This window comes from Streptomyces sp. NPDC054794 (assembly GCF_053611585.1).
Window position 1 is genome coordinate 219403 of sequence record NZ_JBSHAQ010000005.1, and the last position, 19301, is coordinate 238703.

The 19301-nt window shown below is 71.4% G+C and carries 21 protein-coding genes and 1 pseudogene; 17 read left to right on the plus strand and 5 right to left on the minus strand.

Annotation, left to right across the window (positions count from 1 at the left end):
* Window positions 1-19 precede the first annotated feature (19 nt).
* On the plus strand, window positions 20-1381 hold the full coding sequence (locus ACWGKT_RS07400; protein WP_453272845.1) for an NAD(P)/FAD-dependent oxidoreductase: 1362 nt from the start codon (window positions 20-22) through the stop codon (window positions 1379-1381).
* Window positions 1382-1403: 22 nt separating this feature from the next.
* On the opposite strand, the gene ACWGKT_RS07405 is transcribed toward ACWGKT_RS07400, so the two are convergent.
* Window positions 1404-2879 carry a regulator gene (locus ACWGKT_RS07405; RefSeq protein WP_356141823.1) on the minus strand — a complete coding sequence of 492 codons (1476 nt, stop codon included), beginning with the start codon at window positions 2877-2879 and terminating at the stop codon, window positions 1404-1406.
* Window positions 2880-3117: 238 nt separating this feature from the next.
* On the opposite strand from ACWGKT_RS07405, the gene lipB reads away from it, so the two are divergent.
* From lipB to ACWGKT_RS07425, 4 genes are all read left to right on the plus strand, one after another.
* On the plus strand, window positions 3118-3921 hold the full coding sequence (gene lipB / locus ACWGKT_RS07410; RefSeq protein ID WP_453272846.1) for a lipoyl(octanoyl) transferase LipB: 804 nt from the start codon (window positions 3118-3120) through the stop codon (window positions 3919-3921).
* Between the two features lie 134 nt (window positions 3922-4055).
* Window positions 4056-5021, plus strand: a complete 966-nt coding sequence (gene lipA / locus ACWGKT_RS07415) for a lipoyl synthase (RefSeq protein ID WP_235456395.1) — start codon at window positions 4056-4058, stop codon at window positions 5019-5021.
* Window positions 5022-5233: 212 nt separating this feature from the next.
* Entirely contained in the window at window positions 5234-5431 is a 198-nt protein-coding gene (locus ACWGKT_RS07420) for an SCO2195 family GlnR-regulated protein (protein WP_356141819.1), read from the plus strand.
* Between the two features lie 59 nt (window positions 5432-5490).
* The gene (locus tag ACWGKT_RS07425; protein ID WP_356141817.1) at window positions 5491-6192 is read left to right on the plus strand and encodes a DUF4191 domain-containing protein; all 702 of its coding nucleotides are present in this window, start codon (window positions 5491-5493) and stop codon (window positions 6190-6192) included.
* A 106-nt stretch (window positions 6193-6298) separates the two neighbouring features.
* Here the strand turns inward: ACWGKT_RS07425 and ACWGKT_RS07430 are convergent, their stop codons facing one another.
* A complete protein-coding gene (locus ACWGKT_RS07430) occupies window positions 6299-6766 on the minus strand; it encodes an RDD family protein (protein WP_356141815.1) in 468 nt (155 codons plus the stop codon).
* A gap of 210 nt (window positions 6767-6976) precedes the next feature.
* On the opposite strand from ACWGKT_RS07430, the gene glnA reads away from it, so the two are divergent.
* On the plus strand, window positions 6977-8386 hold the full coding sequence (gene glnA / locus ACWGKT_RS07435; protein ID WP_453272847.1) for a type I glutamate--ammonia ligase: 1410 nt from the start codon (window positions 6977-6979) through the stop codon (window positions 8384-8386).
* A gap of 101 nt (window positions 8387-8487) precedes the next feature.
* On the opposite strand, the gene ACWGKT_RS07440 is transcribed toward glnA, so the two are convergent.
* Window positions 8488-8757, minus strand: a complete 270-nt coding sequence (locus ACWGKT_RS07440; protein WP_356141811.1) for a hypothetical protein — start codon at window positions 8755-8757, stop codon at window positions 8488-8490.
* 304 nt (window positions 8758-9061) lie between these two features.
* Here ACWGKT_RS07440 and ACWGKT_RS07445 point away from each other — a divergent pair, with 304 nt between their 5' ends.
* From ACWGKT_RS07445 to pspAB, 3 genes are all read left to right on the plus strand, one after another.
* Window positions 9062-9319 (plus strand): SCO2583/SCO2584 N-terminal domain-containing protein, encoded by a 258-nt coding sequence (locus tag ACWGKT_RS07445; protein WP_356141809.1) that lies wholly within the window; start codon window positions 9062-9064, stop codon window positions 9317-9319.
* 175 nt (window positions 9320-9494) lie between these two features.
* Complete coding sequence (htpX, locus tag ACWGKT_RS07450) at window positions 9495-10424, plus strand: zinc metalloprotease HtpX (protein ID WP_453272848.1); 930 nt, start codon at window positions 9495-9497, stop codon at window positions 10422-10424.
* 2 nt (window positions 10425-10426) lie between these two features.
* A complete protein-coding gene (pspAB, locus tag ACWGKT_RS07455) occupies window positions 10427-11011 on the plus strand; it encodes a PspA-associated protein PspAB (protein ID WP_453272849.1) in 585 nt (194 codons plus the stop codon).
* Between the two features lie 19 nt (window positions 11012-11030).
* Here pspAB and ACWGKT_RS07460 read toward each other — a convergent pair whose 3' ends face one another.
* The gene (locus ACWGKT_RS07460) at window positions 11031-11303 is read right to left on the minus strand and encodes a hypothetical protein (protein ID WP_453272850.1); all 273 of its coding nucleotides are present in this window, start codon (window positions 11301-11303) and stop codon (window positions 11031-11033) included.
* Window positions 11304-11394: 91 nt separating this feature from the next.
* On the opposite strand from ACWGKT_RS07460, the pseudogene ACWGKT_RS07465 reads away from it, so the two are divergent.
* A pseudogene (locus tag ACWGKT_RS07465) lies at window positions 11395-12204 on the plus strand (alpha/beta hydrolase); the annotation flags it as partial.
* Between the two features lie 119 nt (window positions 12205-12323).
* The gene (locus ACWGKT_RS07470) at window positions 12324-13514 is read left to right on the plus strand and encodes a winged helix DNA-binding domain-containing protein (RefSeq protein ID WP_453272893.1); all 1191 of its coding nucleotides are present in this window, start codon (window positions 12324-12326) and stop codon (window positions 13512-13514) included.
* Between the two features lie 151 nt (window positions 13515-13665).
* Here ACWGKT_RS07470 and ACWGKT_RS07475 read toward each other — a convergent pair whose 3' ends face one another.
* Window positions 13666-13992: a hypothetical protein gene (locus ACWGKT_RS07475; protein WP_235456383.1), complete on the minus strand. Its 327-nt coding sequence runs from the start codon at window positions 13990-13992 to the stop codon at window positions 13666-13668.
* Between the two features lie 187 nt (window positions 13993-14179).
* Between ACWGKT_RS07475 and ACWGKT_RS07480 the strand changes: the two genes are divergently transcribed.
* From ACWGKT_RS07480 to ACWGKT_RS07505, 6 genes are all read left to right on the plus strand, one after another.
* Window positions 14180-14548 (plus strand): arsenate reductase family protein, encoded by a 369-nt coding sequence (locus ACWGKT_RS07480; RefSeq protein WP_453272851.1) that lies wholly within the window; start codon window positions 14180-14182, stop codon window positions 14546-14548.
* Window positions 14549-14667: 119 nt separating this feature from the next.
* Entirely contained in the window at window positions 14668-15405 is a 738-nt protein-coding gene (locus ACWGKT_RS07485; protein WP_453272852.1) for a hypothetical protein, read from the plus strand.
* 478 nt (window positions 15406-15883) lie between these two features.
* Window positions 15884-16912 carry a glutamine synthetase gene (gene glnII / locus ACWGKT_RS07490; RefSeq protein ID WP_356141793.1) on the plus strand — a complete coding sequence of 343 codons (1029 nt, stop codon included), beginning with the start codon at window positions 15884-15886 and terminating at the stop codon, window positions 16910-16912.
* A gap of 69 nt (window positions 16913-16981) precedes the next feature.
* A complete protein-coding gene (locus ACWGKT_RS07495) occupies window positions 16982-17215 on the plus strand; it encodes a DUF6891 domain-containing protein (RefSeq protein ID WP_453272853.1) in 234 nt (77 codons plus the stop codon).
* Between the two features lie 330 nt (window positions 17216-17545).
* Window positions 17546-18226 carry a winged helix-turn-helix domain-containing protein gene (locus tag ACWGKT_RS07500; protein ID WP_453272854.1) on the plus strand — a complete coding sequence of 227 codons (681 nt, stop codon included), beginning with the start codon at window positions 17546-17548 and terminating at the stop codon, window positions 18224-18226.
* Window positions 18227-18287: 61 nt separating this feature from the next.
* On the plus strand, window positions 18288-19292 hold the full coding sequence (locus ACWGKT_RS07505; RefSeq protein ID WP_453272855.1) for an SDR family oxidoreductase: 1005 nt from the start codon (window positions 18288-18290) through the stop codon (window positions 19290-19292).
* Window positions 19293-19301: the final 9 nt, after the last annotated feature.

Below are 19301 nucleotides of genomic sequence, written 5' to 3' on the forward strand. Positions count from 1 at the left end.
AACCCTGAGGAGGGGCCACGTGCTTGAGCCCGCGTACCAGGCGGACGTCGTCGTCGTAGGAGCCGGGATCGCCGGCCTCTCTGCGGCCCATCGGCTGACCAGCGCAGGAGTGACGACCGCAGTCCTGGAGGCCGCCCCCTACGTGGGCGGCCGCATGTCGACGGAGAAGGTCGACGGCTTCCGGCTCGATCGGATCGGACAGCTCCTGTCCACGTCGTATCCCGAGCTGCGCCTGACACCGGGCCTCGACGCCCTCGTCCTGCGCTCCTTCGCGCCGGGCGTGCTGCTGCACCACGACGGACGGCGGCACCGGGCGGGCACTCCGGCGCCCGGTGGGAGCGCGAGGGGCGCACTCCATGCCGTGCGCGCCCTCGCGAGCGCTCCCCGGGGCTCGGCCGTGTCGCCGGTACGTACCGGCCCGCCGGTGGGCGGCGCCGTCGACCAGGCCCGGCTGCGCGCGCTGCTCTCCCGCACCGCCGGTACGCCCGTCGAACGCATGCTGGCCCGCCCCGAACTGCCCGCCGTCCAAGCCCTCGGCGCCCGCGGGGTACCCGCCCGGACCATCGACGCGTTCCTGCGCCCGCTGCTCGCCGCCCTGCTCTGCGACCCGGAGCTGACCACGTCCAGCCGGTGCGCCGATCTCGCGCTGCGCGCCTTCGCGAGCGGGCGGCTGTGCGTGCCGGAGGGCGGCGCCGAGGTGCTGCCGGAGCTGCTCGCCCGCTCGCTGCCGCCCGGCACCGTGCACACCGGCGTCCGCGCCGCCTCCGTCTCCACGACCTCGGTGACCACCACGGAGCACGGCGAGATCCGCTGCCGTGCCGTCCTGCTGGCCACCGACGCGCGGGCCGCCGCGGGGCTGCTGCCCGGCCTGCGCGTACCGGACTTCCACCCGGTGACGGTGGTGCACCACACCACGGACGAGCCGGCGGACCTGTCCACCGGCGCCTCGCTGCTGCTCGACGCCGACCGCGGCGGCCCGGTCGCGCACACCGCGGTCGTCAGCAACGTCGACCCGAGCCGCGCGCCCGCGGGCCGGGCGCTCGTGTCGTCGACCGTGCTGGGCACCCCGCCCGACGAGGTCGACACCGCCGTCCGCATGCACCTCGCGCGGCTCTACGGCACCTCCACCCGCCGCTGGGAGACCCTCGCCGTGCACCACACCGCCGAGGCCGTCCCGGCGATGCGCCCGCCGCACGACCTGCGCCGCCCCGTACGGCTGCTGGCGGGCCTGTACGTCTGCGGCGACCACCGCGACACCAGCACCGTCCAGGGCGCCCTGCACTCGGCCCACCGCGCCGCCTCGGCGATCCTGGCGGACCTGGGCGCGGCGGGCCCGCTGCACCGGGCGGACCCGCTGCCGGCGATGCGTCGGGCGGCCTGAACCGGCCGGGCGCCGGTCACGGTCACCCGAGGGCCGCGACCCTGTCCCGGTACCCCCGGACCGGCGCCGCGTCCTTGTAGGGCTCCAGCCGGCGCTCGAAGTCCCTGACGTATTCGAGCGCCCGCACCGAGCGCATCTCCGCCGCCTGCCCCGCCGCCTCGGCGGCCAGCGTGCACGCCTGGTCGAGTTCGCCGAGGCCGAGGCGGGCGGTGGCGAGGACGACCCGGCAGAACAGGCGGCTGCGGGCGAAGGCGGGGGCGCGCAGCTGCAGGGAGCGCTCGGCGTGCTGGGCGGCGGCGCGGAACTGCTGCAGGTCCCGGTGGCAGTGCCCGAACTCGTCGGCGAGCTGCGCCTCGTCGAAGAAGCGGGCCCAGTACGGCACCTCGTCCCCGGGCCGGGCCGCCTCCAGGGCGCGCTCGGCGCGCACCAGCGCGCCGGTGCACGCCCGCACCTCGCCCAGTACGCCGTGCGCGCGGGCCTCGGCAGAGTGCAGCAGCGCCTGGACCACGGGCGGGGCGTTGGTCCCGACCCCCTGCTGCGCCACCCGCGCCAGTTGGACGGCCTCCCGGCCGTGCCCGAGGTAGACGGCCTGGCGGCTCATGGTGACCAGGACGTAGGAGCCGTAGGCCCGGTCGCCGGCCGCCTGGGCGAGCCGGAGCGCCTGGACGAAGTAGCGCTGGGCGAGTCCGTGCGCGGCGATGTCGTACGAGGTCCAGCCGGCCAGCCGGGTCAGGTCGGAGGCCGCGGCGAACAGCCGGCGGCCGGTCTGCTCGCCGTAGCTGCCGCGCAGCATCGGCTCGCACTCGTGCTCCAGGTAGCGCACGAGCGCCTGGCGGGCGTGGCCGCCGCCGTACTGGTCGTCGAGGGAGCGGAACAGGTCACCGACCGAGCGGAGCGCGGAGATGTCGCCGCCGGTGACCTTCTGGCCGGGGCCGCGCTCGGACTGGGCGCGCGGGCGCGCCGGGGGCGCGACCTGGGCGGGCAGGGCAATGGGCTTGACGGGGGCCGGGCGGCTCTGGACGGGCACCCGGACAGTGGGCTCGCCGCGGGCCACCCTGTCGTCGGCCCGGCCGATCAGCCAGTCCCGGCTGGGCACGACGAGGCCCGCCGGGGTGAAGGCGATCTTGCGCAGCTCGGCGTGGCTGCCGGAGTCCTTGCGCCACAGCCCGCTGACGATGTCGACGGCCTCCTCGGGGGTGGCGGCGAACTCCAGCCCGGCGTACACCGGCGCACAGGCGTCCAGGCCCAGGTCCTGGGCGCTGAGCCGACGCCCGAGCCGACGCGTGAAGACCTCGGCGATGAGGGCGGGGGTGGTGCCTCGGGGCTGCTGCCCGCGCAGCCACCGGGTCACGGACGTCTTGTCGTATCTGAGATCCAGCCCGTGTTCGAGGCCGAGCTGGTCGACGCGACGGGCCAGACCTGCGTTGGAGAACCCCGCTTCTGAGATGAGCGCGGCGAGTTGGCGGTTGGGGGTGCGCTGCGCGGGTCGTTCCGTCATCTGCGGTGCGGTCTCCTGCCTTTCGGGCGCGTTGTGCCCGGATTGCCTGTGAGCAGCCCTTATGGCCTCGTGAACGGCGCGAATGTAGCGGAGAGTGAGCGGCCGGTCGCACGCTTCGCCACTCATTCATCCGATCGTGTGAGGATTGCCCTCAGGGCTGACGCGTGGCAGGCGGACGTACAGTGGCTTGGGCGCGTTACATGCCTGACACACCCATCGCCCGAGGGAGGCGCTTGCCGTGAGTGAGTTGCGGTTCGTCCGCATGGGGTTCGGCGCTGAGGCCGTCGACTACCAGGAGGCGTGGGACGAGCAACGCCGGGTGCACGCGGCGCGGTTCGCCGACGAGATTCCCGACACCGTGCTGCTCCTGGAGCACCCCCCGGTCTACACGGCGGGCCGCCGCACCGAGGACAGCGAGCGACCGCTCGACGGCACCCCGGTCATCGACGTGGACCGCGGCGGCAAGATCACCTGGCACGGCCCCGGCCAGCTGGTCGGCTACCCGATCCAGAAGCTGCCCCGCCCGGTGGACGTGGTCGCACACGTGCGGCGCCTGGAGGAGGCGCTGATCCGCACCTGCGCGGAGTACGGCGTCGAGACCACCCGGGTCGAGGGCCGCAGCGGCGTGTGGGTCCTCGGCGACCCGGTCGAGCAGCGCCCGGCACTCGGAGGACTCTCCCTCGACCTCGACCCGCGGATGACCGACGAGGAGTTCGACCCCCGCCTGAACGGCCCGGAGTACGCGCCCTCCAACGCGGGCCAGCGCCGCGAGGACCGCAAGATCGCCGCGATCGGCATCCGCGTCGCCAAGGGCGTCACGATGCACGGCTTCTCCTTCAACGTGAACCCGGACAACGTCTGGTTCGACCGGATCATCCCGTGCGGCATCCGCGACGCGGGCGTCACCTCGCTCGCAGGCGAGCTGGGCCGGGACCTCACCGTCGAGGAGGTCCTGCCGGTGGTCGAGCGGCACCTGACGGACATCCTGGAACATGCGGAACTGAAGCCGCGCGTGGTCGAGAAGGCGACGGCGACCGCCTAGCGCGGCGCCCGACGGGGGAATGGACCCCGAGGCCCGCAGGTCGGCCTCACCGACAGGGCCCAACAAGCACGGGCGTACGCTGGTGTACGCCGAGGAATCGAAGACTACTCAAAGCAATCAGCAGGGAGCCGGTCGTGTCCGCAGTCTCACCCGACGGACGCAAGATGCTGCGCCTGGAGGTCCGCAACAGCCAGACCCCCATCGAGCGCAAGCCCGAGTGGATCAAGACCCGGGCGAAAATGGGTCCCGAGTACACGCAGATGCAGAACCTCGTGAAGAGCGAGGGCCTGCACACGGTCTGCCAGGAAGCCGGCTGCCCGAACATCTACGAGTGCTGGGAGGACCGCGAGGCGACCTTCCTCATCGGCGGCGACCAGTGCACCCGGCGCTGCGACTTCTGCCAGATCGACACCGGCAAGCCCGAGGCCCTGGACCGGGACGAGCCGCGCCGCGTGGGCGAGTCCGTGGTCACCATGGACCTGAACTACGCCACCATCACCGGCGTCGCCCGCGACGACCTGGAGGACGGCGGCGCCTGGCTGTACGCCGAGACCGTGCGCCAGATCCACCAGCAGACCGCCGAGCGCGAGGCCGGCCGCACCAAGGTCGAGCTCCTCGCCCCCGACTTCAACGCGGTCCCGGAGCAGCTCGAAGAGGTCTTCTCGTCCCGCCCCGAGGTCTTCGCGCACAACGTCGAGACGGTGCCGCGGATCTTCAAGCGCATCCGCCCCGGCTTCCGTTACGAGCGCTCCCTGAAGGTCATCACGGCCGCCCGCGACTACGGCCTGGTCACCAAGTCGAACCTGATCCTCGGCATGGGCGAGACCCGCGAGGAGGTCGTCGAGGCGCTCAAGCAGCTGCACGACGCCGGCTGCGAGCTGGTCACCATCACCCAGTACCTGCGGCCGAGCGTGCGGCACCACCCCGTGGAGCGCTGGGTCAAGCCGCAGGAGTTCGTGGAGCTCAAGGAGGAGGCCGAGCAGATCGGCTTCTCCGGGGTGATGTCCGGCCCGCTGGTCCGCTCCTCGTACCGTGCCGGGCGGCTGTACCGGATGGCGGTCGAAAAGCGCGGCACGTACATCGCCTCCCAGGCCGTGTGAATTCACGCACTAGGAGCTACCGAGCAGTAATAACCGTTTGGCCGCGGTCCTGACCGTCCTCGCAGATGAGGGCCTACGTCAGGGCCGCGTCAGCGTTTCCGGGACACGTGTGAAGGTGTCATCGGTGTTTGACCGGTCGGTCACGCCCTGGTAACACCAATCAGTGACCCTGGTATCACGTCACGTACTCCCGTCCTGAGGAGACCCCCGCCATGCAGGCCGCGCCCGTTCGCGCCACCGCCATCCCGTCGTTCACCGACGCGCTCCGCGCCGTCGAGTCCCTGCTCATGAGCGGTGGACAGCGCACCGCCCGCCGCAACGCCTGGACGTCCGTCCTGGAGGATCGCCGTCGCGCCAAGGACCGGGTCGAGGCGCAGCGAGTCCTGGAACAGGCCGCCTCCCGCCCCTGACGCCTTCCCGCCGGGCACTGCCGTCGTGGGCACTCCCGGGGCCACGTAGACTTCGTGGCATGGCTGGGAAGGAAACCGCAGCGGACGCTGCGAATGCCGGGCGACTGAAGCAGATCGCCCTGACGTACAAGATGACCCGCAGGGCCGACAAGAAGATCGGTCTTGTACTCGCGGCTGTCGGCATCGGCATCCTCGGTGTCTTCCTCGCGATCGGTTTCTTGATCGGTCACCCCATCTATCTCGGCATCCTGGGCGTGCTGCTCGCCGTCCTCGCGACGGCGATCGTGTTCGGCCGCCGGGCCGAGCGGGCCGCCTTCGGGCAGATGGAGGGCCAGCCGGGCGCCGCGGCGGCCGTGCTGGACAACATCGGCCGGGGCTGGACGACCACGCCCGCGGTGGCGATGAACCGCAGCCAGGACGTGGTGCATCGCGCGGTCGGCAAGGCCGGCATCGTGCTGGTGGCCGAGGGCAACCCGAACCGGGTGAAGGGCCTGCTGGCCGCCGAGAAGAAGAAGATGAACCGGATCGTCGCGGACGTGCCGGTGCACGACGTGATCGTGGGCACGGGCGAGGGCCAGGTCGAGCTGAAGAAGCTGCGCACGACCATGCTGAAGTTCCCGCGCGTGCTGACCGGGCCACAGGTGACCACGACCAACGACCGGCTGCGCGCCATGGGCGACCTGATGAGCAACATGCCGCTGCCGAAGGGCCCGATGCCCAAGGGCATGCGGATGCCGAAGGGCGGGCCGAAGGCCCGCTAGGCACTGTCCGAAGGCCCGCCAGGCACTGCCCGAAGGCCCGCTGACCCCCAGCAACACGAAGGGGGCGCCCGGATCACTCCGGGCGCCCCCTTCGTCGTACGCGGGACTAGACCCGCACCTCGACGGTCCGCGCCAGCCGGTCGTGCAGGCCGCGGCCGTCGCGGTCCCAGATCAGGGCCGGGAGGGCGAGACACAGCAGGAGCGTGCGGACCAGGGACCGCAGCGGCTGTACACGGCCGGTGTCCACGCCGACCACCCGCAGGCCGAAGAGCCGCTTGCCGGGGGTGAAGCCGACCGTGCCGACGGTCAGGACGCCCAGCACGAAGAAGACGAGCAGCGCCCAGTTGCTGGTCGCCGGGCTGTAGCCGTCAGTGATCAGGCCGTATGCGATCAAGACGCACAGCCCCCAGTCCACGGCCAGCGCCCCGAGCCGGCGTCCCGGGCGGGCGATCGAGCCCGGCCCCTCCTCCGGCAGACCGAGCTGCTCGCCCCGGTATCCGAAGTCGGCACCGGCCTCTTCCATGGCCGCGCGCGGCCCGGAGAGCCACGATCCCATTGCTTGCCTGTTGTCCACCCGTCCACGGTACTGCGCCCGCAATTGCCCACGGGACGGCGGGGTGTCCCGGGGCTAGGGTGGAACCGTGGCCGGTTAACTTCTGCGAAACAAATGGGTCACGCCCGAGAAATCACCCGTCCCTAGGGTCGAGGCCTGAGTGTGCCACCGCACTGGCAGCACGAACGATCTACCACCCCGGCGAGGACGGTCGGGAGTAGGAGGAGCTGGATGTTCCAGAACGCCGACGAGGCCAAGAAGTTCATCGCGGACGAGGACGTCAAGTTCGTCGACGTCCGTTTCTGCGACCTGCCGGGCGTGATGCAGCACTTCACGGTGCCCGTCGACGCGTTCGACCCGGACGAGGAGCTTGCCTTCGACGGGTCCTCGATCCGGGGCTTCCAGGCCATTCACGAGTCCGACATGGCGCTCCGCGCGGACCTGTCCACCGCCCGCGTGGACCCGTTCCGCCGCGACAAGACGCTCAACATCAACTTCTTCATCCACGACCCGATCACGGGCGAGCAGTACTCCCGTGACCCGCGCAACGTGGCGAAGAAGGCCGAGGCCTACCTCGCCTCCACCGGTATCGCGGACACCGCGTACTTCGGTCCCGAGGCCGAGTTCTACGTCTTCGACTCCGTCCGCTTCGCGACGGGCGCGAACGAGTCCTTCTACCACATCGACTCCGAGGCCGGCGCCTGGAACACCGGCGCCCTGGAGAACAACCGTGGTTACAAGGTCCGCTACAAGGGCGGCTACTTCCCGGTCCCGCCGGTCGACCACTTCGCCGACCTGCGCGCCGAGATCTCCCTGGAGCTGGAGAAGCAGGGCCTGAAGGTCGAGCGCCAGCACCACGAGGTGGGCACTGCCGGCCAGGCCGAGATCAACTACAAGTTCAACACGCTGCTCGCGGCCGCCGACGACCTCCAGCTCTTCAAGTACATCGTGAAGAACGTGGCCTGGCGCAACGGCAAGACCGCGACCTTCATGCCGAAGCCGATCTTCGGTGACAACGGCTCGGGCATGCACGTCCACCAGTCGCTGTGGACCGGCGGCGAGCCGCTCTTCTACGACGAGCAGGGCTACGCCGGCCTGTCGGACACCGCCCGCTACTACATCGGCGGCATCCTCAAGCACGCCCCGTCGCTGCTGGCCTTCACCAACCCGACGGTCAACTCCTACCACCGTCTGGTGCCGGGCTTCGAGGCGCCGATCAACCTGGTGTACTCGCAGCGCAACCGCTCGGCCGCGATGCGCATCCCCATCACGGGCTCCAACCCGAAGGCCAAGCGCGTCGAGTTCCGCGCGCCCGACTCCTCCGGCAACCCGTACCTCGCCTTCTCGGCCCTGCTCCTCGCGGGTCTGGACGGCATCAAGAACAAGATCGAGCCGGCCGAGCCGATCGACAAGGACCTCTACGAGCTGGCTCCCGAGGAGCACGCGAACGTGGCGCAGGTCCCGACCTCCCTCCCGGCCGTCCTCGACTCCCTGGAGCGCGACCACGAGTTCCTGCTCGCCGGTGACGTCTTCACGTCCGACCTGATCGAGACGTGGATCGACTTCAAGCGCACGAACGAGATCGCTCCGCTGCAGCTGCGTCCGCACCCGCACGAGTTCGAGCTGTACTTCGACGTGTGAGCGGGCCGCCCGTCGGGCGCCCTGTGCAACGGTGAGGGCCGCCCCCGCGATTGTCGCGGTGGCGGCCCTCCGCCGTGCTCAGGGTTGTCACACCGCCTTCGTCAGCCCACGACGACTACGACGACGCCGCTGCCGAAGCCGTTGTTGAAGCCGTAGGGGCTGAAGCCGAAGCCGTTGTTGAAACCGAAGCCGCTGTTGAAGCCGAAGCCACAGTTGCCCCAGCTGAAGCAGCCACGCCCCGTGGAGACCTGGGAGACCTGGTTCGGGGTGGCTGCCGAGGCCGTACCGGCTGCGCCGATGGCGGCGCCACCGGCCATCAGAACGGAGACGGCGGACAGTGCGGCGAGACGCCTGACACGCGGTGCATTCATGGTGTACCTCCTTCCACCCCCTCGTGCGGTTTGCGGGCACGAGACGGATGGCCGCGACCTCGGAGCGAAACATGCGGTGAGGTCGTAGGTGGTGCCGCCCGATGACACGGAACGGGGGCTGTCGGACCCCGTTGAGCTGGGACGACGCCATCCAGGGGCGCAGCCCGCATCACGGCTCTCAACATCCGATGCTAGCTGCCCGTCGACCACCCGGCATCCTGTGCAACCGCCGACGCTTCACAGACTTCCTACAATCGGGGGATCATCCCTCCTGACTCTGTCGTACGAGAGAGGTTGAACGGGGATGTCTGAACAGGACGACCGGGAGTACGAGTTCGACCACAAGTGGGCGAACTCGGCCGAGCACAAAGAGCCCTCGGCCCGCGCGCGCATGCTCGCCGCCCGCTGGAAGGAGAACCCGCCGGACCCGGCGCCCTTCCGCGCCGACCCGGACCCGGTGGGGCCCCGCCGTGCGTCCTGGGTGTCGACGACCATCGTGCTCGGCTGTGTGGCCGCGGTGATCGTCCTTCTGGGATACATCCAGCTGCGCTCCCCTTATTAGGTCCACCGGGACGCGCCCCGCCGGGCCTACTAGGGCTCGTCGTACTAGCGGGGCGCACCCGCGCCGACGTACCGGGACCTTTTGCAGCTCCTAGGGTCGTTCGGAACCACCTCATGACAATGCACAGGTGCACACTGGACAGCGGGACGAGTGCCTGACTGCGAGGTGAGGCAAGATGCAGAGCCGCTTCCGGAGCGATCGGCGGTTGACCACGCGCATGGGGGTCACGCTGTTCCTGCTCGGGTTGTTGTACGTGGGTTTCATCGCCGCACTGATCGTGTTGCTGAAGTCCTGGGTACTGGTCGTCGTCGTGATCGGCGCGATGTTCGTGGCGCAGTTCTGGTTCTCCGACCGGATCGCCCTGTTCGCGATGCGCGGGCGGGTCGTGGAGCGCGAGGAGTATCCGGAGCTGCACGCGGTGATCGACCGGCTGTGCGCCATGGCGGACATGCCCAAGCCGGTGGTCGCCGTGTCGGACATGGATATGCCGAACGCGTTCGCGACCGGGCGGAATCCCGACCATGCCGTGGTCTGTGTGACCACCGGGCTGCTCCGACGGCTGGAGCCGGGCGAGCTGGAGGGCGTGCTGGCGCACGAGCTGTCGCACGTGGCGCACAAGGACGTCGCCGTGATCACGATCGCGTCCTTCCTCGGCGTGATCGCGGGCCTGATCGTGCGGTTCGCCTTCTACTCGCAGCTGTTCGGCGGCGGGCGCAGGGACCAGAACACGGCCGTGGTGTTCGCCGCGGTGATGGGCGTCTCGGCGGCCGTGTACGCGATCAGCTTCCTGCTGATCCGGGCGCTGTCCCGGTACCGGGAGCTGGCCGCGGACCGCGCCGCCGCGCTGCTGACCGGGCGGCCCTCGGCGCTGGCCTCCGCGCTGACCAAGGTCACCGGGGACATCGCGCGGATCCCGACGAAGGACCTGCGCACGGCCCAGGCCTTCAACGCCTTCTACTTCACTCCGGCCCTGGGCGCCGAGCCCGGCCTGTCCCGGCTCTTCTCCACCCACCCCAGCCTGGAGCAGCGGCTGGAGCAGCTGGGCCGGATCTCGGCCGAGCTGGGTGAGGCGGCGAAGCCGGGGAAGCCAGGGAGGACGGACTGAGCATGGGGATCCTGGACATCCTCCTGGGCCGTACGAAGCCCGTCGCACCCGACCTCGACCAGCTGTTCGCGCTTCCCTCGGCGGCCGTGACGCTCCAGGCGGCGGCCGGCTTCACGCCGACCGGAAGCGGCGCGGTGTGCTTCGCCACGGTCGAGGGTTCGGCCTTCGAGCAGACCCACCGGGAGGTCCAGGCGCTCCTCGACGCGGACGCCGACCGCACCGGTCCCCCGGTCGAACTCCGGCGGGACGACTACGGCTACTCCTGGCTGGTGTCGCGGCGCGACCCCGGCCAGCTGCCGCAGCTGGTCAACGACCTGCACGCGGTGAACAGCTCGATGGAGATCAACGGCTTCGGGCCGCAGCTGCTGTGCTCGCTGGCGGCCTTCCGGGACGACTCAGGCCGTGCCCTGGCCCTCGTCTACCTCTACAAGCGGGGCTCCTTCTACCCGTTCGCGCCGCTGCCCGGCGGAGCCGAGCGTCGCGACAACGCGCTGGAGCTCCAGGTGAAGGCGGTCCTCGCGAACGACCTGCGCATCGAGCAGGACCTGAGCCGCTGGTTCCCGGTGTGGGGCGCGCCCGGCCTGTGACCGGGGGCGCCCCCGAGCCTCACCGGCTCTTCTCGCGCTCCTGACGCCGGGCCTCGAAGGGGCGCTCGCGACGGTAGCGGCGCTCCCACTTGGCCTGACGGTCACGGCGCTCGCGGTAGGCCTGGTAGGTGGCGGGCGCGGCCGGCTGTCCCGTCCCGCCCGCGGACGGGGTTCCGGCCCGCCCGTAGCGCACGTAGAGGCAGAGGACGGCGACGGCGGCGAGCCACCAGGTGTGGTTCTCGAATCCCAGGATCACCAGGACGGCGGTCCCGGACAGGACGATGGTGCCCATGACGGTCCTCCGTTCGCTTGGATGTGTGATCGACGTGGCTCCAGAGTAGGGACGCGGCTACGCACCGTGCATCCCTATTTTCCGTGAGTGAATGGGCGTCATGAGCGAGCTCGACACCTTCACTCAGGCGTACGACGGTGAGCACCTCCGCGGTCTGCACGGCGGCGGTCCCGGGCGGGCCGCCGTGGTGCTGCTGCACGGCGCGGGCAGGGGCAGCAAGGAGCGACTGCGGCCGCTGCTCGCACAGTTCGTCGCGCGCGGCTGCCGGGGCGTGGCCTTCGACTTCTCCGGGCACGGCGACAGCACCGGCGCGCTGCGGGAGTCGAGCCTGCGGCGGCGGTTCGAGCAGGCCGTGGCGGTGATCGACGCGCGGGTGCCCGCCGCCGAGCCGCTGGTCCTGGTCGGGTTCAGCATGAGCGGGCAGACGGTGGCGGACCTCGCCCGGCACTACGGCGAACGGGTCGCGGCGCTGGGGCTGTGCGCGCCCGCGGTGTACGCGCCCGAGGCGTGGGACCTGCCGTTCGGGGAGGGGGACGGACGGTTCAGCGCGGTCATCCGGACGCCGGAGAGCTGGCGCCGGTCCCCCGCGCTCGACGTGCTGCGCGGCTTCGAGGGGCGTGCGGTGCTCGCGGTGCCGGGCACGGACGCGGTCATCCCGCCGCCGGTGACGGAGGCCGTCCAGGAGTCGCTGGCCACCCGCGCCCGGTTCACCCGCTTCGAACTTCCCGAGGCCACCCACCAGTTGGGCCTGTGGTTCCAGGACCACCCGGACGACTGCCGGGAGTTCGCCGACGCGTTGCTGACCGGCCTCGGGGACAGCGGCTGGACGGCCACGCGGTCCTGGCTGGCCAAGCAGCTGCCCGAGGGCCGTACGATCGCCGACTCCCGCCCGCTGTCGGGCTGAAGCCGTTCTTCCGCATGCCCAGACGGCGAAACGGGTGACGGGGCCGATTGTCAGTGGCGTCGGCCAGGATGGGGTCAGGACGGGATCAAGGCGTGGCGGACGTGGGCGGAGGACGCATGGGCGGCGAGGACGGGCGGCGGCACATCGGCGTGGCGGAGCGGCGGGCGCGGCTGGCGCTGCGCCACCGTCTGGCCCCTTCGGCGCGGGCGGCGGCCCCCGAGGACGTCGCGGCCTCGCTGGTGGCGCTGCACGGTTCGGACCCGGCGACGGTGTATCTCGCGGTGGGCGCGCGGCTCGCGGAACCGGCCGGCACGGTGGCGCGGACCGAGCGCGCTCTGTACGAGGACCGCGCGCTGGTGCGGATGCACGGCATGCGGCACACGGTGTGGTCGTTCCCCACGGATCTCACCGCCGTGGTCCACGCGTCGACGAGCCTGACCGTGGCCGCCCGCGAGCGGGCCGGCCTGCTCAAGGACATGGCGAAGGCCGGCGCGCCGGCCGCGGCCTGGCTGACGGAGGTCGAGGAGTCGACGCTGGCCGCGCTGGCGCGGCGCGGGCAGGCGACGGCGACGGAGCTGGCGGCCGACGAACCGCGCCTGCGGGAGCAGTTCGCGTATGCGGCGGGCAAGAGCTACGAGGGTGTCCACACGGTCTCGACGCGGCTGCTGCGGGTGCTGGGCGTGGAGGGAAAGGTGGTCCGGGGCCGCCCGCTGGGCTCCTGGACGTCGAGCCAGTTCCGCTGGGCGCTCGCCCCCGCCCACCCCGAGCTGGACGCCGCCGAGGCCCAGGCCGAGCTGCTGCGCCGCTGGCTGGCGACCTGCGGTCCGGCGACGGAGGCCGACCTGAAGTGGTGGACCGGGTGGCGGGTGACGGAGGTACGGCGGGCGCTGGCGGCGATCGCGGCGCAGGCGGTGTCGCTGGACACGGGCGGCACCGGGTACGTGGTGGCCGGCGACCAGCCGGTGACGGCGCCGGTGGAGCCCTGGGCGGCCCTGCTCCCCGCGCTGGACCCGACGGCGATGGGCTGGCGGGACCGGGACTGGTATCTCGCGCCCGAGCTGCGCCCCCACCTCTTCGACTACAGCGGCAACGTGGGGCCGACGGTGTGGTGGAACGGGCGGGTCGTCGGCGGGTGGGCCCAGCGGGCGGACGGCGAGATCGTCTGCCGGATCCTGGACGAGCAGGGCGTGGACCGCGAGGCGAAGGCGGCGATCGAGTCGGAGGCGGCCCGCCTGCGCACCTGGCTGGGCGAGGCGAGAGTGACGCCCAGATTCCGCACACCGGTGGAAAAGGAACTGTCGGCATAGCAGCACCACTCAGCACCGGTCCGCACAAGTCAGCCCGTCCGGCGATTGAGGACGAGGCCGTCCAGGCCGAAGCAGGGCCCGGGGGCAGCAGCCCCCGGACGCAAGCACGGACGCCGGGTGCCCAGAAAACACAGGGCACCCGGCGCACCGGTCAACGCGAATACCGCATGAACGCCCGCACCATGTGGCACGTCGTGTCCGACGGCGGATGGACACCGATCATCTCCGCCGTGCTGCGGATCGTCTCGTTGCGGGCCTGGTTCGGCACATAGACACCCGAGTCGAGCAGGGCTATGGCCAGCCGCATGGCCTTGAGGCGGCGGTTGTGCGTGACATACCACTCGCGCGGCCGTCCGGGCGGCAGCGGGCGCTTGTCCATGGGCGCGTACGGCAGGTCCATCCGGACCGGACGCTTGGTGGTGGACTGGGTCGGCAGCGGCTTGGGAGTCGACTTCGGCTTCAGTGCGGCAGCGGGCACAGGCATCCTCCTGTCGCGGTCAGGGCGTCGCCCGCCGGAGACTTCGGCGCCCCCGGCAACACCCTCGAACACTGCTTCTATTCTACTGCCCACCACTGACAAAACCCCCTGGCCACAAGGGCTTTCGGGGCGGCTGAGACGCAGGTGGAGCACGGGTTTTCGGGTACCACGAGCTACCGTGGGCGGCATGGAAATCTGGATCAATCCGGCCTGCTCCAAGTGCCGCAGCGCGATCAGCCTGCTCGACGCCGAGGGAGCCGACTACACCGTCCGCCGCTACCTGGAGGACGTACCGAGCGAGGACGAGATCAGGGACGTACTGGCGCGCCTCGGTCTCGAACCGTGGGACATCACCCGCACCCAGGAGGCGGCGGCCAAGGACCTGGCGCTCAAGGACTGGCCGCGCGACGACGCCTCGCGCGAGCGCTGGATCAAGGCCCTCGCCGAGCACCCCAAGCTCATCCAGCGCCCGATCATCACGGCGGACGACGGCACGGCACTGGTGGCCCGCACGGAGGAGGCCGTGCAGGACGCCCTGTCCCGGAACAAAAGCTGAGCTCTTCTCAACTCCGGTGTGACGCACGTTACTTCAGAGGCTTCGAAAACCACTGAGTAACGTTGTTCGGCACCTCGTACATAACGACGTACGCTCCCCTACCTCTTCAGGAGGCGCGCATGTCGCGTAGGAGAACTGTCAGCACGAAGAAGAAGGTCGCGCTGCTGGTCAGCGCCGCGGCGGTGGCGGGCGGCGGGGCCTTCGCCCTGGCGACCACGTCGAACGCGGCACCGCCACAGAAGGCCCGGACCCTGTCCGCCGCGGACTCCTCGGTCTGCCAGGGGCTGGCCACGGCCCTCGGCAACAACCAGAAGTTCATCGACGGACAGAAGGCCAATCCGGACGCCCAGTCGGCGGCCCGCATCGCCAACCGCGAGGCGGTCATCGCGCAGATCAAGGTCCAGCAGAAGGCGTCCGGTTGCGCGGTTGGGGAGTCGGCTCAGGGCTCCCAGGGCGCGCAGAACGGGCAGGCCAACGGCCAGGGCAACCAGCAGAACGGCCAGGGGAACCAGCAGGCCGGCCAGCCCTCGCAGCCCGCCGCCGGTGCCAACGGGAACGCAGGCAACGCCGGGAACGCGGGCAATGCCGGGAACGCGGGCGCCGCCGCCGGCCAGCAGGTCTGCAAGGGCTCCACCGTCACGCTCTCCGGCGAGGGCGGCGCCCCGGCGGCCTCCAGCAGCCAGTTCCCCGCGGGGACGACGCTGAAGGTCACCAACCTGGACAACAACAAGTCCACGACGGTGAAGGTCACCTCGGTCTCCGGCAGCTGTGTGCTGCTCAACAACGCCGCTTTCGAGCAGGTCCGGGAGCCCGGGAAATTCCTGATCCGGCGCGCGGTCATCGAGAAGGTGGGGTGAGGCGCGGGCTCCCGGCGCCTCGGTGAGGCGACGGCCCGACCGCCGGTTTGGGCCACCACGCCGGCCGTGTCGAGGGTCCCGCTGTTCCCGGCCAGGAGCGGCGAGGAGCAGCGGGACCGACATGTCCGGCACCGACAAGGGGGAATCAGGTACGCCGCCTTGTACCCGGCGCGGCACGCGACCGGATACAGGAGGAACAGGCGGCGCACCCGGCACTGGACGGGGCACCGGCACACCGTGCGCGGTGCCCCGCCGGGGAGCGCTGCCGACCGGGCCGTGAGGTCGGCGACCGTACGGGGGTGACGGTCGCCGCCCCGGCCGGGGCACTCGGCGAACCACCAGGTAACACAGGGTTCACACATGGGCAATGATCGGGAAATCGCCTGTTGACAGGCTGCCCGGCATTACCGCGGCGCCCCAAGCCGCAGCGCCGCAGCACCCGCAAGTGCGCCTGACCCACCCCTAAGGATGTGGCCCCGTGAGCTTCAAGGCTGAGTACATCTGGATCGACGGCACCGAGCCGACGGCCAAGCTTCGTTCCAAGACGAAGATCCTCGCCGACGACGCCAAGGGTGCCGAACTGCCGATCTGGGGCTTCGACGGGTCCTCCACCAACCAGGCCGAGGGTCACGCCTCGGACCGTGTGCTCAAGCCGGTCTTCTCCTGCCCGGACCCGATCCGCGGCGGCGACGACATCCTCGTCCTGTGCGAGGTCCTCGACATCGACATGACCCCGCACTCCTCCAACACGCGTGCCGCGCTGGCCGAGGTGGCCGAGCGCTTCGCCGCGCAGGAGCCGATCTTCGGCATCGAGCAGGAGTACACCTTCTTCGACGGCGCCCGCCCGCTGGGCTTCCCCGAGGGCGGCTTCCCGGCCCCCCAGGGCGGCTACTACTGCGGTGTCGGCGCCGACGAGATCTTCGGCCGTGACATCGTCGAGGCCCACCTGGACAACTGTCTGAAGGCGGGTCTGGGCATCTCCGGCATCAACGCCGAGGTCATGCCCGGCCAGTGGGAGTTCCAGGTCGGCCCGCTGTCCCCGCTGGTGGTCGCCGACCAGCTGTGGGTGGCCCGCTGGCTGCTCTACCGCACCGCCGAGGACTTCGGCGTCTCCGCCACCCTCGACCCCAAGCCGGTGAAGGGCGACTGGAACGGCGCGGGCGCGCACACCAACTTCTCCACCAAGGCGATGCGCGAGGGTTACGACGCGATCATCACCGCCTGCGAGTCGCTCGGCGAGGGCTCCAAGCCGCTCGACCACGTCAAGAACTACGGCGCCGGCATCGACGACCGGCTGACCGGTCTGCACGAGACCGCCCCGTGGAACGAGTACTCCTACGGCGTCTCCGACCGCGGCGCCTCGGTCCGTATCCCGTGGCAGGTCGAGAAGGACGGCAAGGGCTACATCGAGGACCGCCGTCCCAACGCCAACGTCGACCCCTACGTGGTCACCCGCCTGCTCGTCGACACCTGCTGCTCCGCGCTGGAGAAGGCCGGCCAGGTCTGATCCGCGCCACGGCCGAGCGAGGGGGCGTCCACCGTCGAGGTGGGCGCCCCCTCGCGTTGTCAGTGGCGCGTGCCATGGTGGGGGCATCGAGATCGGCGGGGACGAGCGCGATGCGCCGCCGAGGGAGGCGGACTGGGCCTGTACTACGGCGGGTTCGACGGCTCGGCCGAGACCACCACGGCGGTCGGACACGAGGTCGTCACCGCTCTCACCCCCGCCGGGCTGTCCACGATGTGGGACGGCGATCCGGGCAAGGCGATCGATGTCACCTCCCTGACCTGGCACAAACATCTGGTGAGGTGAGAGAGGCAACGCCGACTGCCCGCCGGGGAAGTGTCCGAGCAGTGAGAGGAGGCTCCTGCGGCGGGCCCGCGTCTGCTTCAATGGGCGCATGGCCAGCCACCGGAAGTGCACCGCGACGGGTCGCCATGACCTGGAGCCCTTCTGGCCCTCCCGTCAGCACCACGACTACGACCGGGTGTGTTGCCGCGCGATGAACGCGCGGGCCCTCTAAAGCCGTACACCCCGGCCTTCGGCCAGCGCGAAACGACGTACGTCCTTCGGCGCGCCCGACCACGAATCGCGGCCGCCGTCCTCCCCGACGAACTCCTCGCGCGAAAGAGCTGACCTCTCATGGCGACCACTCGTTCCTTCCCCGCCGCGTCCGTCTCCGCCCCGGCTCCCGTCTCCGTCTCCGCGACCGCCGCGAGCGGCGCACGGCACCGGCTGCGTGCCGTCGACCGTGACGAGGTCGTGGAACTCCCGGACTTCCTGCCGCCGGGTGCCACCTGGCTGCCCGCGCCCCCGCACGCCCTGCCGACCCTGCCCGGCCGACCGCCGATGATCGGCTACCTGGTGCTGGTGCCGGCGGACCAGCAGCCGCCGTTCCCGCCGTTCCCACCGGTCGCCGTCGCGGTCGCGGACCAGCAGCAGGCGGACGGCCCGGCGCCCGCCCCGGGCACCGAAGCCGAGGCCGAGGCCGGTGCGCGCGCGGGGGCGAGCGCCGGTACGGGTGCGGGCAACCCGCTCGTGCGCATCGACACCGCGCGCCGCACCGCCCGGGTCGACGAGCGTGAACTCGACCTCACCTACCTGGAGTTCGAGCTGCTCGCGCACCTGGTGGCACACCCCCACCGGGTGCACACCCGCGACCAGCTGGTCACCACGGTGTGGGGGTACGGCCACGTGGGCGACGGCCGCACCGTCGACGTCCACATCGCCCGGCTGCGCCGCAAGCTGGGCGCCGAGCACCGCCGGACGATCCAGACGGTCCGCCGCGTCGGCTACAAGTACACGCCGCCTACCGGCCGCTGATCGGTCTGCCCTCGGCAGATTCGGTTCCGCCCCCACGGGCGCACCGGGCACGATCACCGGCATGAGACTTCTGATGCTGGGCGGTACGGAGTTCGTGGGGCGGGCCGTGGTCGAGTCGGCGCTGGCGCGCGGCTGGGAGGTGACCGTCTTCCACCGGGGACGGCACGAACCCCCGGCCGGAGTGCGGTCGTTGCACGGCGACCGCACCGCGCCCGACGGACTCGCGGCGCTGGCCGGGGCCGAGGAGTGGGACGCCGTCGTCGACACCTGGTCGGCCGCTCCCCGTGCCGTGCACGAGGCGGCACGGCTGCTGCGGGAGCGGGCCGGGCGGTACGTGTACGTGTCGAGCCGGTCGGTGTACGTCTCGCCGCAGCCCGTCGGCGGCGACGAGGAGGCACCCGTGGTCGAGGACGCCTCGGCCGACGCGGAGCAGACCGAGTACAAGCAGGACAAGCGGGGCGGCGAGCTGGCCGCCGTCGAGGCCTTCGGGGCGGACCGCTCGGTACTGGTGCGGGCCGGGCTGATCCTCGGCCCGTACGAGAACGTCGGCCGGCTGCCCTGGTGGCTGACCCGGATCGCCCGCGGCGGCCCCGTACTGGCGCCCGGCCCACGGGACCTGCGCCTGCAGTACATCGACGTGCGCGACCTCGCCGAGTGGACCCTCGGGGCGGTGGAGCGGGAGGTGAGCGGGCCGTACAACCTGGTGAGTCCGCCGGGGCACACCACGATGGGCGAGTTCCTCGACGCGTGCGTCGAGGTCACGGGTTCGGGAGCCGAGATGCGCTGGACCGATCCGGAGGTGATCCTCGGCGCGGGCGTCGAGCCGTGGACGCAACTGCCCGTGTGGGTACCGGCGGACAGCGAGTGGTACGGCCAACTGCACGGCGCCGACGTCTCCCGGGCGCTGGCCACGGGACTGGTGTGCCGACCGGTGGGCGAGACCGTCGCCGACACCTGGCGGTGGCTGACGGAGATCGGCGGTACGGCACCGCGGCGCCCGGACCGGACGGTCAAGGGCCTGGACCCACAGGTGGAGGCGAAGCTGCTGGCGGAGTCGGGGGTGTAGTTGGCACCA